The organism is Nocardia sp. 852002-51101_SCH5132738, assembly GCF_001665695.1.
Lineage (GTDB): Bacteria > Actinomycetota > Actinomycetes > Mycobacteriales > Mycobacteriaceae > Nocardia > Nocardia nova.
This window is the reverse complement of record NZ_LZML01000018.1, coordinates 56,360-74,360: the sequence shown is the minus strand read 5'-3', so window position 1 is coordinate 74,360 and position 18,001 is coordinate 56,360. Positions and strand designations below refer to the sequence as shown.

Here is an 18,001-nt window from a genome sequence, read left to right as displayed (position 1 = left end):
CCGCCGACTGCTACCGAACCTGCCGTTACGCGGTCTTTCCGGCCGGTTGGCGGACCACGGTGATGGGGCATTCCACCGATTGCGCCAATGCCGCGCTGGTGGAGCCGAGCAGCATTCCGGTGAATCCGCCGCGGCCGTGGCTGCCGACGACCACCAGCTGCGCGTTCTCCGACGCATCGAGCAGGGAGCGCACCGGCCGATCCAGCACCATTTCGCGACGCACCTTCACTTCCGGATACCGTTCGGAGTATCCGGCCAGCGTTTCGGCCAGCACCGCGTCCTCGGATTCCCGGATCGCGTCCCAGCCGACGATCGCCGGATCGAGGCCGCTGCTGCGGTCGCTCCACGCGTGCAGCACCACCAGCCCCACATTGCGCCGCGACGCCTCCTCGAAGGCGAGTTCGAGCGCCGGCACACTGTTCGCCGTGCCGTCGACGCCGACGAGAACCGGCTTCACCGCCGTGACGGCATCCGTCGCCGAGAGCGAATGCACCACGGTCACCGGGCAATTCGCGTGCCGGATGATCGCGGAGGACACCGACCCCAGCAGGCCGCGCCGGATGGCGCCGAGGCCACGGCTGCCCACCACGATCCCCCGTGCCTGATCGGACTGTGCGATCAGATGGCCGATGATCGCGTCGGTGGTGATCTCGGTGGTGATCACCGGCGTACGGTCCGGTGTCGCGGCGCGGGCGATGCGGGCGGCTTCGACGAGGATCCGTTCGGCGTCCACGCGCAGCCAGCTCATATCGTCCTCGGTGAGGATCGGTGCGGGACCCAGCCCGCCCGCGACCGAGATCGACGTGACCAGATGCAGGCGGCAGTCGCGCAGCGCGGCGTCGGCGGCGGCCCAGGCGGCCGCGTGGTAGCCGACGGCCGAGCCGTCGACCGCGGCGACGATCGGCGAATCGGTGTGCCGCTGCGGTACCGCGTGGTGCTCGGTCATGATGTTCTCCTCGTGGATCGGGTGGTTGTGGATCGGGTGTTCACGGAGTTCCGATGGGGCGGCTGATGTTTCGCCATTCCCGGGCCCAGCCGGCACGATGCCGGATACCGAAGGCCCAGGCCGTCAGCCATACCAGTGCCGCTGTAGCGAAGCAGATTTCGACGAATGTAGCCATTCCCAGCCCGACCCCGCGCATCGCGGCGGTGTCGGCGGGCAGCGGTGCTGCGGTCGGGCGGCCGTCGGGCGCCAGCCACATGGTCAGTTGCTGCCCGGGGTGCGCGGTCGCCGCCACGGGCGTCGTGGCTTCGGCGGAATGCCCGTCGCGGGTCCACCGAACCGTGGCCTCGTATCGATCGGCGGAGACGTCCATCGATGTCGCCGTCGTGCGAACCGGATCGGCGACGATCGTGGCGGCGACCGCCGTCTTCGCCGCGTTCTCGTCGCGAATCTGTACGGCGGCATCGGTGTAGCGGGCGGTGCCCATCGCCGCGCAGACCGGCACCGCGCCGAGAACCACCACCACAGCCAGGATCCGGATGACGGCCTCGATCCGGTCCGACGGCCGCATCAGCCGGTTCGCCGCCCACGGACCCGTGCGCCACGCGCGCAGTGCCAACGACGGATACCGCGTCATGTCGGTCATCTCCTCACAGCCGGGTCACGACGTCGTCGAGCGGTCGTCGTGGTGTCGGTGACAGCGGGGAACTGGTTGCGGCCCAGCCGGTTCGGATGATCATCTGCGGATATCCGCTGTCGTCGAGGAGGTCGGTGCGCAGTTCCGCGCGCACCTCCGGGATTTCGAGCGGTTCGCTCAGTGGGCAGGTTGCCAACCCGAATGTGGTCGCGGCCAGCAGGATTGCGCTGGTCGCCTCCCCCGCGCGCAGCCGGCTCACCGTGTCGTCGCCGGCGGTGTAGAGCATGAGCATGTGATCGGCGTCGGCGATATCGCGAACCACCGCCTCCGGCAGCCGGGGATCGGCGAACGGCCGGGCCGAGGCGTCGGTCGCGGCGACCGCACTGCGGGCCGGAACACCGTCGGGTGCCGCGTGATGTCCGCTCCAGCGCGCCAATTCGGCGCGGTAGGCGGCGTCGGCGTTGTGTGCGGCGGCGGCACGTTCGAAGGCGTGCAGCAGCCGCACCCGCTCGCCGTCGGCGACCACATCGCGGACCAGCACGCCGTTCGCCGCCGCGGCGGCCGTCAAGGAGCCGATGTGAATGTCGGGCACCTCCCAGGAGGTGTAGTGGCGGCGGTCGCTGTGGCGCAGCGGGATCGCGCGGGAAAGGCCGACCGCTTCGGCCGTCGCGGGGGCGGGCCGGAATTCCACGGCCGCCAGGTGCTCCGGCACCGCCGGGTTCGGCAATCGGTGCACCACCGTCGCCCAGCCCAGCGCCGCGGCCGCGACCCGCAGATGATGCAGTGCCGCACCGCAACTCACGATCAGATCGCGCTGGTCGGGGTCGGTCTGCCGCAGCTGCCGGCTGGTGTCGGCGTACAGCTGGACGGTGTCGTCCCCGATGCGCCACAGCCACGGCTGGCTGTTGTGCACCGACGGTGCGCGCACCGCCAGGTCCACCGCCGTCATCAGAGTGTCGTAGTCCGGATGTCTCGTCATGATCATCGGTCTCCTACCGCGGCGGGCAGATCCAGCACCTGGCCGGTCGTCGCGCCGCCGTCCACCACGAATTCCGATCCGGTGGAGAACGTCGCCTCGGTGACGATGAACCGGACCATGGCGGCGACTTCTTCGGGTTCCCCGAAACGGGCCAACGGTTGTGCGGCCGTGACGGATTCGTCCATACCGGCGGTCATCGCGGTGCGGATCGGGCCGGGATGCACCGAGCAGACCCGGATATTCGACGGTCCCCATTCGAGCGCCGCCGCCTTGGTCAGTCCGCGCAATCCCCATTTGCTGGCGACGTAGGCGCCGATGCCCGCGTACCCCATCAGGCCGGCGGTCGAGGAGATGTTGACCACCACTCCGCCGCCGGCCGCGCGCAGGCGCGGACCGGCCAGGTGCATGCCGAGCCACGAGCCGTACAGGTTCACATCCAGGACGTGGCGGAACATCGTGGGTGGCTCGGTGTCCACGCCGCCGAAATCGACGATGCCGGCGTTGTTCACCAGGACGGCCAGCGGGCCGAACGTGGCTTCGGCGTCGGCGATCACCCGCTGCCAGGCATCCTCGTCGGCGACGTCGAGGCGACGGAAGATCGCGCCGGCGCCCAAGGCCGTCGCTGTGGCGGTGCCGTCGCGTTCGAGGAGATCGGCGATCACCACGCCGAGCCCCTCCTTGGCGAGCTCGGCCGCCACGGCGGCACCGATGCCCCGTGCGCCCCCGGTGACGATCGCACTGCGACCACTGAACGTGCCCATTGTCTGTCGCCCCTTTCACTGGTGCGTTGTCGCACTCAGCATCGCGCCCCGGGCGGTGGGCGGGGCACGGCCGAAAGTCACCGGAACGCCGAGTCTTCGGACAGTCGTGACCGCCGGGCAGTCGTCGCGCCGATCGGATCCGGCGCCGTGAGCGGCGGGCGGTCGCCACATCGGCCGGCTCCGGTGGACCCTCGGGGCGGCAGTGCGGGACCAAAGGCCCTGGCGGCCCTTCCCCGGCGTCGGGAAAGGTCGGGGTATGGCAGGAATCACTCTCGGCGACGGCGTCGGACGCTGGCACATGTTGCTGGCCGCGTCCGCGGGTGCGGTCGCGGCGAGTGTCTTCGCGCTCGCGGTCGCGCTGGGCATCGGCCTGCATCCGAGCGCGCCGCTGGACAGCACTCCGGCCGGGCACGGCGTAGCCGCCGGCGCGGTGGCCTTCGCGCTCGTCGTCGGGATACCGATGGCGGTCACCGCGGGCGGCGCCCTCACCGGTGATCGGCGCGTCGCCACGGCCGCGGTGATCAGCGGCTTACTGCTGATCTGCTGGTTGCTCGCCGAGATGACCGCGCTCCGCACGCTGGACTGGGCGCAGCCGCTGTATCTCGTCCTCGGCATCGTCGTCGCCGGGCTGGGACTGCATATCAAAACCGAGGAGATCGAATCATGACCGGCATATGCGCGCGGCGGATCGATCAGGGTGAAAGGAAATACCGATGAGCTCTCAGTATGCGGACGACGCGCACCACCTCGTCTCCGCGCCGATCGTGGTCGGTGTCGACGGGTCGGCCGGTGCCCGCACCGCGCTGCTGTGGGCGGCCGAGGTCGCCCGCGACCGAGGACGTGACCTGCGCATCGCCTACGGACTCGACCTGCCGAGCGCGAGCCGGGTTTTCAACAACTACGACATTTCCGAGCCGGCGGTGCTGGAACGCCTGCGCGCCCACGGCGCAGCCCTGGTCGCCCGCGAGGCGCTCGCCGTCCGCGACACCCTGCCCGAGGTCCAGGTCAGCACGGAGGTCTCCTCCGAGCATCCGGCGCGAATGCTGTTGCGGCACAGCGCCACCGGTTATCTGGTAGCCCTGGGCGCACAGGGCGCCGGCGGTTTCGGCACCCACATCGGTTCGATTCTGCTGTCGGTCACCAGCCACGCCGAGGGCCCGGTCGTGGTGGTACGCACCGAGTCCGAGCAGCAGTCACGGCCACGCGAGACCGGCCCGGTGGTCGTCGGCGTCGACGGCAGCCCGCTCAGCGAGGGCGCGGTGGCGGCGGCGTTCGAGGAAGCCGCCGAGCGCGGCGCCGAACTGGTCGCCGTGCACGCGTGGAGCGATCTGACCTTCGGCTCGTTCGTCGGCGACCCGTACACCTGGTTCCCGATGTCGGATATCGAGGTCAACGAGGAAGCGATCCTCGCCGAACGACTGGCCGGCTGGCAGGAGAAGTATCCGGACGTCTCGGTGCGCCGGCACATCAGCATGGCCGAGCCCGCTGCCCATCTGCAGCGGTGGAGCGAATCCGCGCAGCTCATCGTGGTCGGCAGCCACGGCCGCGGCAGCTTCCGCGGGCTGCTGCTGGGTTCGGTGTCGAATTCTCTTGTCCAGCATGCGAAATGCCCCGTCATGGTCGTGCGTTCGCCCGAGGAGAAGCAGGCGCATGACAAGGACTGACCATTCGGCGGCCCGTCGCGGTGCCGCGGCCGCGGTCGGCGTCGCATCGTTTCTGGGCGGGCTGGCCACCGGCTACCGGCTCTTCGCCCGCCGGTGGTGTCTGAGCTGGGGCGCGACCGAGGAGGAGGTGCGCCGCCGCATGCCCGGCGACGACCTGCTCCTGCTTCCCGACATGCTCTCGACCCGGGCGATCACGATCGAGGCCGATCCGTCCGCGGTCTGGCCCTGGCTCGTGCAGTTCGGGCCGGGACGCGGCGGAATCTACAGCTACGACTGGATCGACCGGCTCCTGGGTGTCGACGTGCACAGCGCCCGGTCGATCCTGCCGCAGTTCCAGGACCTCGCCGTCGGTGACGTCGTCACGGCGAATTCCGACAACACCCCGTCCCGGGTGGCGGTGCTCGAGCCCGAGCGAACGCTCGTCTTCCGCACCGACGACGGGAACTGGATCTGGGAATTCGGGCTGTATCCGTGCCCGGAGGGCACCCGCCTGGTCAGCCGCAATCGGATCGCGACGCCCGGCGCCTCGACCGCGCTGCGACTGTTCGACACGTTCTTCCTCGAACCGGGCAGTCTGGTGATGGAGCAGAAGATGTTGCGCGGCATCAAGGAACGTGCCGAAGCGCACCCCGTCGCCGAACCCGCCCGCATCGGGAGCAAAACACCGTGACCACCACCGGCACACCGACGCCACTGCCGATCGCGCCGGCCTTCCTCGCGGTCGGCCGGTGCATGATCACGACCGTCGGGCTGCTGGCACGCCACCGCATCCACCGCCCGGCCCGCAACGTCGGGACGTGGCTGAGTTTCGGCGACGGAACGTCGGCCTACGTCTACCAGGAAACCGTGATCGATCGAATCCCCTCGCCCGAACCGTGTGTGCTGCTGGTGCGTTTCGAGCTGCGAGGCGTGCGCGGACGCGGGCATGCGTGGTTCCGTCGCGAGAGCATCCTCAATACCGTGCTCTTCGCCGGATTCCCGGGCATGATCAGCAAATTGTGGCTGGCGCACGATCAACGCGGCGTGTACCGGGGGCTCTACGAATGGGACGGGGCGGCGTCCGCCGACGCCTACGCCCGCGCGCTGTGGCGGGTGCTCGCCCTGGTCAGTGTCCCGGGCTCGATCGATTATCGAGTGCTGCCCGGCCTGCGTCGCCGCGATCTGCCGGTGGCGGCCACCGGTCACATCGCAGGCGGCGGGGAATGGTGGCGGGTCACCGAATTCCGTTCGACCGCAGCATAATTCGAAGCACGATGCGCCGAACCTCCACCCGGACGGTTCGGCGCTCCCATGCTGTCGGTGTTCGCGCTGCCGTGTTCGCGCTCTCAGTGTTCGTCGGTCGCCGGCAGCGTGACACTCTCCCCGGTCGCCAGCACGACGGTGCGGCCGCGGCATTCGACCGTGATCGAACGCGCCCCGTCCGTATCGGAGCTGATCTCGATCCGCCGGGCGTCGATGCGTACGGTCAGGCGATGGCCGTGGTAGATGATCGCGAAGGTCAGCGTGCCCAGTTCCGGCGGCCACGACGGGGCGAAGATCAGGCGGTCGTCACGGGTCTCCAGTCCGGTGAAGCAGCGCTGCACCAGATCGATACTGCCCGCCATGGCGCCCAGATGAATGCCCTCGGCCGTGGTGCCGCCCTGAATATCGGCGATATCGGATTCCAGGACGCTGGCGAAGAATTCCATCGCGCGGTCCCGGTTCGCCCGGGCCAGCACCCAGGCGTGGACGACGGCACTCAGCGTCGACCCGTGCGAGGTGCGGGCCAGGTAGTAGTCGACGGTGCGCGGGATGTCCGCACCGCCGAAATCGTAACCGAGCCCGGCGAACAACCGCCCCAGCTCGTCGGCGGAGAACAGATAGAACAGCATCAGGACGTCGGCCTGTTTCGCCACCCGATACCGGTCGACATCGTCACCTTCGGCCTCGAGGATGCGGTCGAGCCGGCTCGTATCGCCGTAGCGGCGCCGGTAGTCGTCCCAGTCCAGTTCCGCCAGCCGGTCGTAGCCGGCGAACTGGCTGATCACCCCGTCGTGGAACGGTACGAACATCCGATCGGCGACCTCGGCCCAGCGCTCCGATTCGACGGCCGGCACCGCGAGGCGGTCCAGCAGTTCCGACCGCACGCGCGGCGGCAGCAGTTCGACCGCGTCCAGCGCGCGCCGGATGACCCACACCGCCATGACATTGGTGTAGGCGTTGTCGTCGATCCCCTGATAGGGCCGCCCGGGATAGCCGGAATGAAATTCGTCGGGTCCGATGACGCCGCGGATGTGATACCGGTCGTCGGCGGGATCGTAGGTGGCGCGGTCGGACCAGAATCGGGCGATCTCCACCAGCAGTTCGGCGCCGAACTCGGCGAGGAACGCCCGGTCTCCGGTCGCCTGATAGTAGTGCCACACGTTGTAGGCCACCGCCGGACCGGCATGCTGCGCGCGAGCACTGGCATCCGTATTCCAATGTCCCGAACGAGGATTCAGGTGCAGGCGCTGACTCTCCTCCCGGCCGTCACTGCCGGATTGCCACGGAAAGAGGGCGCCGCGACAGCCCTGGGCGCGGGCCGCGGCACGCGCCTGCGGCAGCCGGCGATAGCGGTACCGCAACAGTTCTCGCGTCAGCGCCGGGTCGCGCAGGCTCACCACCGGCAGGACGAACAGCTCGTCCCAGAACACGTGACCGCGGTAGGCCTCGCCGTGCAGGCCCCGCGCCGGCACCCCGGCATCGAGGTCGGCGGTGTGGCGCGACAGCGTCTGCGCCACCTGCAGGACATGCAGTCGCAGCGCTCGCACCGATTCCTCACTGGCATCCAGATCGATGCGCAGGCGCCGCCACACATGCTCCCAGGCATCGGCGTGCGCGGTGCAGAGCGCGTCGTAGCCCGGCGCCTCGTCGAGCAGGCGCACGGCAGCCTCGTCGGGTGCGGAGATGGCGCGGTCGCGGCCGGTGAACACCGCTGCCGTCTTGTCGACGACGATGTCGCGACCGGATTCGGCGGGCACGACGAAATCGTGGCCGGCCGCGCCGTCGGCGAGTGCGGAGCCTGCCGTCTCCTGCGCCTCCGAGGTCACGGTGGTCCGGGTGGCCACCGCTACGGTGACCAGTGACTGTGTGGTCCGCATCAGCGCGCAGACGGTGTGGGCGTCCGGGGTGTCGATTCGCAGTTCGCTCAGATGCGTTCCGGACAGCTCGCGGTACCGGTCGACTCCGGTGTTGCGAACCGAGGTGTCGATCGACGAGCGGACCGTGAGCGGCCCGCTCCAGTTCTCCGGCGTCAGGGTGGTTCGCATCGCACACGTGTGCGGGGAGTCCATCGACGCGAAACGCTGCTGAACCACCGCGGTGATCCGGCCCGCGGTGTCGCGACAGCGCAGCCGGCGGGTGAGCAGCCCCTGGCGCATATCGAATTGCTGTGTGTAGTCCAGCAATTCGGCACCATCGACATCGAACCATTCCTCGTCGGCGACGCGCCAGGTCAACGGAAGCCAGTTCGGCAGATTTACCAGGCTCTCGTTCTCGACGTGCCGCCCGGCGATATCGTCGCCGAGCCGGTTGTAGATTCCCGCGACATAGGTGCCGGGATAGTGGTGGGCTCCGGCACGCGTCTCCGGTGCGGCCGCGCGGGTGACGAGGTAGCCGTTGCCCACCGCGCACAGCGCTTCGCGCAGCCGCTCGGCATCGGGCTCGTAGCCGTCGTAGGTGAGCAGCCACGACCGTCCCACCGCCCAGTCGCTCTCCCCGGTGAGCAATTCGGCGATCCGCTCCAGGAATTCGCCGGCGCGCGCGGGACTGTCGAGGGCGAACCGCGCCGCGGTGCGCCGGTCGCCGGTATCGTCGTGGCGGACCACGAGCGGCATGCCGGTGACCTGGATCGCGTCGAACGCGTCCTCGTCGGTCAGATCGTCACCGAGGTACACCGGCATCACCGGCCGGCCCACCAGATCCAGGACCCAGTGCAGGGCTCGGCCCTTGTCCCAGTCCACATCCGGACGCAGTTCGGTGACCTTGCGGCCCGCGGTCACGCGCAATCCCTGCCCGCGGGCGATGTCGTGCACGGTGGCCACCACCGTCGCCACGGCATCGGCGGCGACCTTGCGGTGATGGACGGCGACCGCGAATCGCTTCGGCTCGATCAGCACTCCGGGAATCCGGCTCAGGCGCTCGGCGAGTTCGGCCGCCGCCTGCACCAGCGCCCGCTCCGCCTTCGGGCCGCCTTCGTGCACGTGTTCGGTGCCGTCGGGCGCCACCAGTTCGAAGCCGTGGCTACCGGCGTACCAGATTCCCTCGACGCCCACGCGCGTGCGCAGATCCTCGAGTCCGCGACCGCTGATCACGGCGACGGGACACCGCGCGGCCAGTGCGGCCAAAGTGGCGCGCACCCCCTCGATCGGGATCGCCGCGTCGGGATCGGGCACGATCTCCGAGATCGTGCCGTCGAAATCCAGCAGCACCGCGACATGCTCGTCCTCGACGGCGTCGGCGATCGAGGGCCACCACGCCAGCGCGTCCGCGATCTCCGACAGGCGGCGGAAACCACTGCGCACCCGGATCTCGTCGGCGTCGGCGACCACCACATCGGCTCCGGTGCACAGCAGCCGGTCCGGATCCGCGCCGCGTTCGATGCCGATCACCAGTCCGAAGCCGCCGCGCCGCCCGGCGCTCACCCCGGCCTCGGCATCCTCGACGACGACCGTCCGCTCGGGTTCGGCGCCCAGCCGCTGCGTGGCCAGCACCATGGTGGCCGGGTCCGGTTTGCCCGGCAGCGCGAGTTCTTCGGCCACGACACCGTCCACCCGCACGGCGAACAGATCCCCCAGCCCCGCGGCGTCGAGCACCTGGGCCGCGTTGCGGCTGGCCGAGAACACCGCGGTCCGCACCCCGGCGGCGCGCAGGCGGCGCACCAGGGCCACCGTGGTGGCGAACACCGGTACGCCCGATTCGGCGATCCTGGCGAGGAACACCTCGTCCTTGCCGTTTCCGAGTCCGCAGATCGTGGCGTCGGCCGCCGTATCCGACGGCTCGCCTCGCGGCAGTGAGATCGCCCGGGAGGCAAGGAAATCCGCGACGCCGTCGTACCGCGGCTTGCCGTCGACGTAGTCCTGGTAGTCCGAGGCGGTGAACGGGGCGCAGTTCTCGCCGGGCCCGGGCTTGCGGGCGGCGAGGAATCCGTCGAACACCTGCGTCCACGCCGCGGCGTGGACGGAGGCCGTGTCGGTGACCACGCCGTCCATATCGAAGATCACCGCGTCGTAGCGACGCGCGTCGATCACCGGCCCGGCCACCGGTTTGTCAGGGTGCACTCCCCCAGCCTCCGCCCGTGCGCGGGCCCCGGCAAGGTACACAAGTCCTCATCCGCACGGCCACCGGTCCCCGGCCGCCGAGCGGCAGCGGCGGTGACCGCCGTAGCAATCCGGCAGAGTCTTTGGTCCCTGGCGAATCCCGGTGGCTCCGACAACCATCGAGGTATGAATCGTGCCGCCGTGCGAGCGGTCGTCTCGACGGCCACGTCCCCGACCGATGCCGCCCCGTCGATCGGCCCGCTGCCGGCGACATCGGCCGCCACCTCGACGCCGGCACAGGTGCTGGCCGCGGTGACCACTACCGACACCGGTCTGACGAGCACGGAAGCCGCGCGCCGACGTCACCTGCTCGGCCCCAACGCTGTTCGCACGCATCGTGCCCGGCTGCTCGCCGTGGTCGCGCGGCAGTTGCGTTCGCCGCTCCTGCTGCTGCTCGGGGTCGCGGCGGTGGTGTCGTTCTTCGTCGGTCAACGTTCCGACGCGGTCGTCATCGGGGTCATCCTGCTGGTGTCGGTCGGGCTGGGGGCGGTGAACGAGTTTCGCGCCGAACGCGCCGCCGACGCGCTGCACGAGCGGATCCGCCACGGCGCCACGGTGATTCGCGACGGCCGGCCCGCATCGGTCGACGTGGTCGATCTGGTCCCCGGCGATGTGGTGGAGATGCGGGCCGGGCAGCTGGTCCCGGCGGATGTGCGGCTGCTGTCGGCGACCGGGCTGCAGTGCGACGAATCGGTGCTCACCGGCGAATCGGACAGCGTCGAGAAATCGACCGGCCCGGTGCCACCGGAGTCGGGCGTCGCCGAGCTGTCGTGCTGCGCCCTGATGGGCACGGTCGTCGCCGCGGGCCACGGGCGCGGGGTCGTCGTCGCCACCGGAGGCGCGACGGAGTTCGGCCGGATCGCCCTCGGCCTGGGAAAACGACAGCCCGACACCGAATTCCAGATCGGGCTCCGTCAGTTCTCGATGCTACTGGTGTGGGTGGCCGCCGCCCTCACCGCCGGCATCTTCGCGATCAACCTGGCCCTGCACCGCCCGATCCTCGATGCCCTGCTGTTCTCGCTGGCGATCGCCGTCGGCATCTCACCCCAATTGCTGCCCGCCGTGGTATCCACCAGCCTCGCTGCCGGATCACGGCAGCTCGCGCGGTGCAAGGTACTGGTCAAGCGGATGGTCTGCATCGAGGACCTCGGCGATATCGAGGTCCTGTTCACCGACAAGACCGGCACCCTCACCGAAGGGCGCATCGAATATCTGCGCGCGCTGGCGGCCGACGGTTCTCCCGGCGACGAGGCGGTGGTCTACGGTCTGGCCTGCACCGACGCGACCGTCCACGACGGACGCCAGGCCGGCGCCGATGCGCTGGACACGGCACTGTGGAGCGCGTGCGCGGCCGAACACGCTGCCGCAGCGGGTTTCGTCCGCCGCGCGGTCCTGCCCTTCGACCACAACCGCCGCATGGTGTCGGTTCTCGTCGCCGGCCCGGACCGCACCGCCACGATCATCGCCAAGGGCGCCCCGGAGGCCGTGCTCGCGCGCTGCCGCGACGTCCCGCAGGCCGCTCGCACCGCCCTCGACGCCGAGTTCGCGGCCGGTCACCGCATCGTCGCCGTCGCGACTCGGACAGCGGTCCGCGCCGATCGCCTCACCACCGACGACGAGCGCGAGCTGACACTGCGCGGCTTCCTGGTCTTCCTCGATCCTCCGAAAGCGAGTGCGCGCGACGCGTTGCGGCGTCTGGCCGGCCTGGGCATCACCGTGAAGGTGGTCACCGGCGACAATCCCGCGGTCGCGGTCCGGGTGTGCGCCGACCTCGGCCTGGACCCCGGCCGGCCGCTGACCGGCACGGACCTCGATCGTCTCGACGACGACGCGTTGACCGAATTATTGCCCACCACAACAATATTCGCCCGCGTCGACCCCGAACAGAAGGCGCGGATCGTCCGCCTGCAACGACATGCCGGACGCGATGTCGCCTTCCTCGGCGACGGGGTCAACGATGCGCTCGCCCTGCATGTCGCCGACGTCGGCGTCTCCGTCGACTCGGCGACCGATATCGCCAAGGACGCCGCGGATATCGTGCTGCTGGAAAAGGATCTGCAGGTCCTCGCCGACGGCGTCATGGCGGGGCGCCGGATCTTCGCCAACACCATGAAATACGTGCTGATGGGCACGTCCAGCAATTTCGGCAATATGTTCAGCGCGGCCGGCGCCTCGGCGTTCCTGCCGTTCCTGCCGATGCTGCCGGGACAGATCCTGCTCAACAATCTGCTGTACGACACCAGCCAGCTCGCCATCCCGACCGATACGGTCGACCCGGAACAACTCGCCCGCCCGGCACGCTGGGATATCGGCCTGATCCGGCGTTTCATGCTCGTCTTCGGCCCGATCAGTTCGGTGTTCGACTTCGCGACCTTCGCGCTGATGCTCGGTGTGTTCCATGCCGGCGCGGAGCTGTTCCACACCGGCTGGTTCGTCGAATCGCTGTGCACGCAGACGCTGGTGTTGTTCGTGATTCGCACCCGCCGCAGTCCCAGCTACCGCAGCCGGCCGAGTATTCCGCTGCTTCTCGCCGTGCTCGCCGCGGTCGGTGTGGGTGTGGTGCTGCCGTACACGCCGGTGGCGCCCGATCTCGGCCTCACCCCGCTGCCCGCCGCGTTCTTCGCCGCGTTGGCCGCGACGGTGCTGGTCTATCTGGTTCTCGCCGAGGCCGCCAAGCGGTGGTTCTTCCGCACGCCGGCACCGACGCCGGCCCACCCGCCGCGGTCCGGTCGCCGGGTACAGCGGCGAGCGTCGCGCTTCAGCGTCCGGGGGGTGCGCTCGCCGATCGACGCGACGCCGCCTCGGACGCATCGCGCGAACCGGCGTCACCGGATCCGAATGTTGCTGTCGCCCAGCTGATTCGGTGTCGGTGCAGCGCAGCGGCCGAGGATCTACTCCGGCTCCACGTGCTCGGGCACCACGAGCGTCGGGCAGTGGGCGCGATGCAGGACCGCCGCGCGGGTGGACCGCATCGCGGTTCCGACCAGGCCGGTCCAGCGGTGCCGGCCCACCACCAGCAGTTGCGCGTCACGCGCTCGTTCCAGCAGGACCTGCGCGGGCCCGCCGAACATCACCTCGGTTTCCAGCGGGACGTCCGGATACTTGCGGTGCCATGGATCCAACTGCCGGTTCAGCGCCCGCGTCTCGTCCGCGCGGAACTGCTGAAGTTCTCCGTCCAGGACGAATCCCCCGACCTCGTCGTCGCAGCACCGGACGGCCTCCAGACCGACCCCACGCAGCGCCGCCTCCTCGAACGCGCAGCCGACCGCGGTCCCCTCCTCGTCGACGCCGACCACCACCGGTCGCGCGTCCTCGCCCACGGTGAACAGGCTTTCGCGGTGGACGACCGCGACCGGGCACCGAGCCTGTCGCGTCACCGCCGAACTGACCGAACCCAGCAGCGCGCGCCGGACCGCGCCGCGGCCGTGGCTGCCGACCACGATCATCGGCGTGCTCGCCGAGCGCTCCACGAGCGTGTCGATCACCGGATCCGCGGTCAGTTCGGTCGTGACGTCCACGCCGTCGGCCACATGCCGGGCCATCGCCGCGGCCTCCGACAGCACGCCTTCGCCGTTCCAGTACAACCACTCCCGGCCGCCGACGATCTCCATCGCGCTGAGTCCGGTCCGCGGCGCCGAGGCCGAGGAGAGCAGGATCCGCAAACCCCAGCGGCGCACGCCCGCTTCGGCCGCCGCCCACCGCACCGCCTGCAGCGCCGTACCGGATCCGTCGACCGCCGCGACGATCGTCCGCTCGGTCCCGTTGTCACTGCTCATCGCCGCCTCCTGCTGCCGGACCTGTTCCGATCGTCCGGCCGCGCCGACCGTCGATCTAGGGCCGAAAGTCGCCACCGCAGGCCGACTTCGTCCGCGGTCGTCCGCCTGGGCGAAATCGGCGCGGACGTCCCGCCAGGACAGGTCCTTGGTCCCTCGCGCACGCGCGTGGCCGCGGGCATTGTCGAGACAGACACCGAGAAAGAGGACGCCATGGACTACCGGGTGGACGTGTGCGAAGTGCCGCCACAAGCCCTGTTGCGACTACCTCGCGCGATCCGGGCCGATCGGCCCGGCGAGGACATCACCGCGGGTATGCGCGAATTGTTCGCGACCGTCGCACGATCCGGCCTCACCGCCAGCGGCCCGACCGCGATCACCTACACCGACACCGAACGATCGGCGATCGCGACGAGCGTCGACTTTCGCGTGCCGGTCGAGCCCGCCGCCGAATTGAGTCTGGCCTCGGGTGCGGAAGTGCTCGTCACACCCGGCACGACGGTGGCGCGCGCCTGCCACCACGGCGGCTACCGCGATCTCGGCGCCGCCTACCGCAGCCTGGCCGAATGGGTGGATCGCAACGCCTATCGGGTCACCGGCCCGCCGACCGAGGTCTATCTCGTCGGTCCCGACGAGGTGAGCGACCCGCGTCAACTCGTCACCGAGATCCGGTTGCCCGTGGCCCCCTCGCCGACGATCGTCACCCGGGTGCTCTCCGACTTCGACACCGCCCTGGATCGGACCCGGAACGCGTTGCGGTCCAACGGTTTCACCATCCTCGCCGAGGTGGACCTGAACACGGCGCGTTACGACGGCCGCACCAGGCGCCTGGCCCACCACACCATCCTGGAGATCTGCCGCCGCAATCTGCTCGCGGCCGAACTCGCCGGCGACGACCGGGCCGACATGATCGTGCCGCATCCGGTGGTCGTCCGGGAGCGCTGCGACACCGTCGTCGTCGAGGCCCTCGACCCGACGATCTGGGCCCGCGCACTCGGCGACGAGAACCTCCTGACCCTCGCCGCCGACAGCCGCCGCCACCTGATCACGGCCATCGACGCCCTCGCCGCGACGGCGACCGCGACCGACGGCTAGGCCCGCACACGAGCGGTGAGTGGACGGCCCGCCAACGGCGACGACGCCACCACCGCTACCCCTGGCAGCAAGCCGATGCTCATCACGAAAGATGTTGCCGGGCAGGTGATTCGGTCACATCGAGTAGCGGAGGATGGCGGCGGCCGACGCCTCGTCCGGAATATCGGCCTTGCGCACCGCCAGCACCCGTGCGCCCGAAAGCAGTGCGCGGCGGGCGATCTCGTCGAGGATCCCCGGTATCTCGGTCTCGGAGGGGGGACCGAATTCGATCGCGCCGGTATCCGGGGCGACCGTGCCGGGCACGGCGGTGTCGATATCGACCAGCAGCGTCTGCACGATGCCGAAGGTGGCCGCGCGGGCGATGTCGGCGAGGTCGGCGGTGGCCCGGGCCTCGCTCCGGCGCTTGTCGAACAGCTGACGCAGATCGGCGAGTTGCGCCGCGTAGTGGCCGTCGAGGATGTGGCGGGCCTTGTCGGCCAGGTCCTGATCCGACAGGCGTTCCGGGTTGCCGGGAATTCCGTCGTCGAGCAGTTCCGCGTAGGTGGCGACCGAGCGGTAGATCGCGTCGATCGGCTCCGCCGCCGCCAGGATGAGGGGGGTGTCGCGTCCGGAGAGAATGTCACGCAGCGCCCGGTCGACGGCACGCGCGTACTGCCGGGCCAGCACCTTCTTCCTCTCGCTGTCGGTCAACCGCCGCTTGGGCGCGCGATCGTCCATGGGCTCGCCCGCGAAATCGACGGCGCCGGTAGGCATTTCGGGAACCCGGACATCCTCGGCCGGTCGGTCCGGAGTCACCTCGACCAGCCGCGCCGACCCCTCGGCCAGCGCCAGGACGAATGCGGACTGCGGGAATGTGACAGCTCGTAGCAACGGCTTGAGCAGGAACCGGTCGGAGACGGTGACCGCCGCACCCAGACGGTTCGGGATCCGGAAGGTCCACATGCGCTGCGGGGATACGTGCACGACCAGGGTGTGCGACTGGAAGCGCCAGAAATCTACGTCCTCGGCCAGATCGTCGAGCTGTTCGGCGATAGCCGCGCGGCTGTCGACATCGGTGACGAGCTCGACCGCCTCCCGGACCTGATTGCCGAACGCGATCCGGTTCGCCTCCGGATTCGCGGTGGCGGCTTCGGTCGGCAGGTAGATCGACACCGACCAGGGGCCGGTCCATTCGGCGAGGGTTTCGATCTCGCGGCGGGTCGGGATGTCGGTGTGCAGCACTTCGATCCTCCTTCGTTGCCCGAACTGTGCGACGGGTGCACGGGCCGTGCCGGATACCGGCCGTATCGTTAGCCAATTCGTAACCACATCGACGCTACTGGACATCGGCACGGGCCGGTACGCATCCGAGTATCGGATGCCGAAACGTTGCTGCATTCGTTTCGACGACTCACCGGCCGGGTGCGGGCGTGGCGGTCGGCGACAGCGGGGCCGGCCTGCCCGGGGCCGTGGCGGCCGTCGTGGCGGTGGCCGGGGTCGTCGTGGCGGGTGCGGTGGTGGTCGTCGCGGCGCCCGTTCCGTAGAGGTGCTCGATGATGTGCTTGGCGATCTCGGTGGCGGCCGCGCTGCCGTCGGCCGTGGGTTCCAGGTTCGCCCACACCACCACGGTCACCTTGTGCGCCGGATCGGATCCGGCGAAGGTGTTGAAGCCGGGCAGCTCGCCCGTATGTCCGTACAGCGCTCCGAATTTCGCGATGGCGAGACCGTACTGCGGCGCCTCCGGCGGGTTGGCCGGATCGGTCGCCTGCAGGCTGCTCATGCGCCGGCCCTGCATGTCGGCGTCGAGGACCTTGCCGTCGGTGAGCGCCTCGGCCCAGGTCGCCAGGTCCCCGACTGTGGAGATCCCGGCACCCGCGGCCCAGCCCCAGGAGGGATTGTCCGCGGTCCGATCACCGGGCAGCAGCCGGCCCGCCTTGGCCTCGGCCTGCATCTCGGGCGGCAGCGCCGGTGGAGATCCCATGGTCAAGACGTTGGTGCCGTACATGTACCCCTGCGGATGCGGGTCGGGTATGGCCGCCGACGTGCGCGCCGGGAACGAGCTCTGGGTCAGCCCGAGCGGTCCGAACAGCCGATCCCGCATGATCTGTTCGAGCGGTTTGCCGTCCAGCTGCTCGGCGATCAGCCCCAGCAGGATCGTGTTGGTATTCGAGTAGTGATAGCCCTGTCCCGGCGGGAAATACGGCGGGTGCGCGAATGCCATGGCGAGCAGTTCGTCGGGTTGCCACACCCGGCCCGGATCGGCGTCCATGGCCTCGGCGAGTTCCCGGGTCTCGCTGTAGTTGTAGAGGCCGCTGCGCATGTCGAGCAGCTGGGCGATGGTGATGGCCGCGCCGCCGGGCACATCGGTGCGGTACTTCGAGACCGGATCGTCGAGGGCCAGCTTGTGTTCCTGCACCTGTTGCAGGATGACCGTGCCGGTCCAGGTCTTGGTGAGCGATCCGATGCGCACGTGGTCGGCCGCGGTGACCGCCGGGCCGCCGCCGAAGGTGCGGGTGCCGTAGGAGGTGCCGACGTCGCCGGCGGCGGTGCGGACGAACGCCACGACGCCCGGCACCGACGCCGGACGCGCCACCGACTCGACGATGCCGCGCAGCGTGGGCTCGTCGAGGGGATGGACGGCGGGGGCCGGCGAGGTGGTCGCCGCGGCGGACGAGGTGCTCGCGGGCGCCGGTTTCGACGACGATCCGCACCCGCAGGCGACGAACAGAACTGCGACGCCGGCCAACGCCCCGGCGATCAGCCGGGGCCGGAACGGCACGGAAACCACGGGCACTGCACGACCTCCCTCATCGGGAACGGTGAAGCCGGGATTG

At 70.0% G+C, this 18,001-nt stretch carries 14 protein-coding genes; 6 read left to right on the top strand and 8 right to left on the bottom strand.

Annotated features, from left to right (window positions below):
* Positions 1-25: 25 nt before the first annotated feature.
* The 4 genes from A5789_RS02120 to A5789_RS02105 are packed head-to-tail and all read right to left on the bottom strand — an operon-like array spanning position 26 to position 3,320.
* The gene (locus A5789_RS02120; RefSeq protein WP_064905359.1) at positions 26-946 is read right to left on the bottom strand and encodes a universal stress protein; all 921 of its coding nucleotides are present in this window, start codon (positions 944-946) and stop codon (positions 26-28) included.
* A gap of 40 nt (positions 947-986) precedes the next feature.
* Positions 987-1,589, bottom strand: coding sequence for a hypothetical protein (locus tag A5789_RS02115; protein ID WP_064905361.1), 603 nt, complete (start codon positions 1,587-1,589; stop codon positions 987-989).
* 4 nt (positions 1,590-1,593) lie between these two features.
* Complete coding sequence (locus tag A5789_RS02110; protein WP_064905363.1) at positions 1,594-2,559, bottom strand: nitroreductase family protein; 966 nt, start codon at positions 2,557-2,559, stop codon at positions 1,594-1,596.
* 2 nt (positions 2,560-2,561) lie between these two features.
* On the bottom strand, positions 2,562-3,320 hold the full coding sequence (locus A5789_RS02105; RefSeq protein ID WP_064905365.1) for an SDR family NAD(P)-dependent oxidoreductase: 759 nt from the start codon (positions 3,318-3,320) through the stop codon (positions 2,562-2,564).
* 256 nt (positions 3,321-3,576) lie between these two features.
* Here A5789_RS02105 and A5789_RS02100 point away from each other — a divergent pair, with 256 nt between their 5' ends.
* Genes A5789_RS02100 through A5789_RS02085 form a run of 4 tightly spaced genes read left to right on the top strand, consistent with a single transcriptional unit; the run spans position 3,577 to position 6,226 of the window.
* The gene (locus A5789_RS02100) at positions 3,577-3,987 is read left to right on the top strand and encodes a hypothetical protein (protein ID WP_063018419.1); all 411 of its coding nucleotides are present in this window, start codon (positions 3,577-3,579) and stop codon (positions 3,985-3,987) included.
* 46 nt (positions 3,988-4,033) lie between these two features.
* Positions 4,034-4,984, top strand: coding sequence for a universal stress protein (locus tag A5789_RS02095; protein ID WP_030516380.1), 951 nt, complete (start codon positions 4,034-4,036; stop codon positions 4,982-4,984).
* A complete protein-coding gene (locus tag A5789_RS02090) occupies positions 4,971-5,654 on the top strand; it encodes a hypothetical protein (protein ID WP_064905367.1) in 684 nt (227 codons plus the stop codon). The genes A5789_RS02095 and A5789_RS02090 overlap by 14 nt, the downstream gene beginning before the upstream one ends.
* The gene (locus A5789_RS02085) at positions 5,651-6,226 is read left to right on the top strand and encodes a hypothetical protein (RefSeq protein WP_197516532.1); all 576 of its coding nucleotides are present in this window, start codon (positions 5,651-5,653) and stop codon (positions 6,224-6,226) included. The genes A5789_RS02090 and A5789_RS02085 overlap by 4 nt, the downstream gene beginning before the upstream one ends.
* A gap of 83 nt (positions 6,227-6,309) precedes the next feature.
* On the opposite strand, the gene otsB is transcribed toward A5789_RS02085, so the two are convergent.
* Positions 6,310-10,281, bottom strand: coding sequence for a trehalose-phosphatase (gene otsB / locus A5789_RS02080; protein WP_227462648.1), 3,972 nt, complete (start codon positions 10,279-10,281; stop codon positions 6,310-6,312).
* Positions 10,282-10,446: 165 nt separating this feature from the next.
* Here otsB and mgtA point away from each other — a divergent pair, with 165 nt between their 5' ends.
* A complete protein-coding gene (gene mgtA, locus A5789_RS02075) occupies positions 10,447-13,179 on the top strand; it encodes a magnesium-translocating P-type ATPase (RefSeq protein ID WP_082940410.1) in 2,733 nt (910 codons plus the stop codon).
* Positions 13,180-13,211: 32 nt separating this feature from the next.
* On the opposite strand, the gene A5789_RS02070 is transcribed toward mgtA, so the two are convergent.
* Positions 13,212-14,096: a universal stress protein gene (locus tag A5789_RS02070; protein ID WP_064905369.1), complete on the bottom strand. Its 885-nt coding sequence runs from the start codon at positions 14,094-14,096 to the stop codon at positions 13,212-13,214.
* Positions 14,097-14,306: 210 nt separating this feature from the next.
* On the opposite strand from A5789_RS02070, the gene A5789_RS02065 reads away from it, so the two are divergent.
* On the top strand, positions 14,307-15,188 hold the full coding sequence (locus A5789_RS02065) for a GyrI-like domain-containing protein (protein ID WP_064905371.1): 882 nt from the start codon (positions 14,307-14,309) through the stop codon (positions 15,186-15,188).
* 114 nt (positions 15,189-15,302) lie between these two features.
* On the opposite strand, the gene A5789_RS02060 is transcribed toward A5789_RS02065, so the two are convergent.
* Complete coding sequence (locus tag A5789_RS02060; RefSeq protein ID WP_063018409.1) at positions 15,303-16,409, bottom strand: hypothetical protein; 1,107 nt, start codon at positions 16,407-16,409, stop codon at positions 15,303-15,305.
* Between the two features lie 169 nt (positions 16,410-16,578).
* Positions 16,579-17,961 carry a serine hydrolase gene (locus A5789_RS02055; RefSeq protein ID WP_064905373.1) on the bottom strand — a complete coding sequence of 461 codons (1,383 nt, stop codon included), beginning with the start codon at positions 17,959-17,961 and terminating at the stop codon, positions 16,579-16,581.
* Positions 17,962-18,001: the final 40 nt, after the last annotated feature.

Coding starts and splice junctions, on each gene's coding strand:
- A5789_RS02065 (WP_064905371.1), top strand. CDS start 14,307: ATGGACTACCGGGTGGACGTGTGCGAAGTGCCGCCACAAGCCCTGTTG.
- mgtA (WP_082940410.1), top strand. CDS start 10,447: ATGAATCGTGCCGCCGTGCGAGCGGTCGTCTCGACGGCCACGTCCCCG.
- A5789_RS02115 (WP_064905361.1), bottom strand. CDS start 1,589: ATGACCGACATGACGCGGTATCCGTCGTTGGCACTGCGCGCGTGGCGC.
- A5789_RS02070 (WP_064905369.1), bottom strand. CDS start 14,096: ATGAGCAGTGACAACGGGACCGAGCGGACGATCGTCGCGGCGGTCGAC.
- A5789_RS02120 (WP_064905359.1), bottom strand. CDS start 946: ATGACCGAGCACCACGCGGTACCGCAGCGGCACACCGATTCGCCGATC.
- A5789_RS02100 (WP_063018419.1), top strand. CDS start 3,577: ATGGCAGGAATCACTCTCGGCGACGGCGTCGGACGCTGGCACATGTTG.
- A5789_RS02110 (WP_064905363.1), bottom strand. CDS start 2,559: ATGACGAGACATCCGGACTACGACACTCTGATGACGGCGGTGGACCTG.
- A5789_RS02105 (WP_064905365.1), bottom strand. CDS start 3,320: ATGGGCACGTTCAGTGGTCGCAGTGCGATCGTCACCGGGGGCGCACGG.
- A5789_RS02090 (WP_064905367.1), top strand. CDS start 4,971: ATGACAAGGACTGACCATTCGGCGGCCCGTCGCGGTGCCGCGGCCGCG.
- A5789_RS02095 (WP_030516380.1), top strand. CDS start 4,034: ATGAGCTCTCAGTATGCGGACGACGCGCACCACCTCGTCTCCGCGCCG.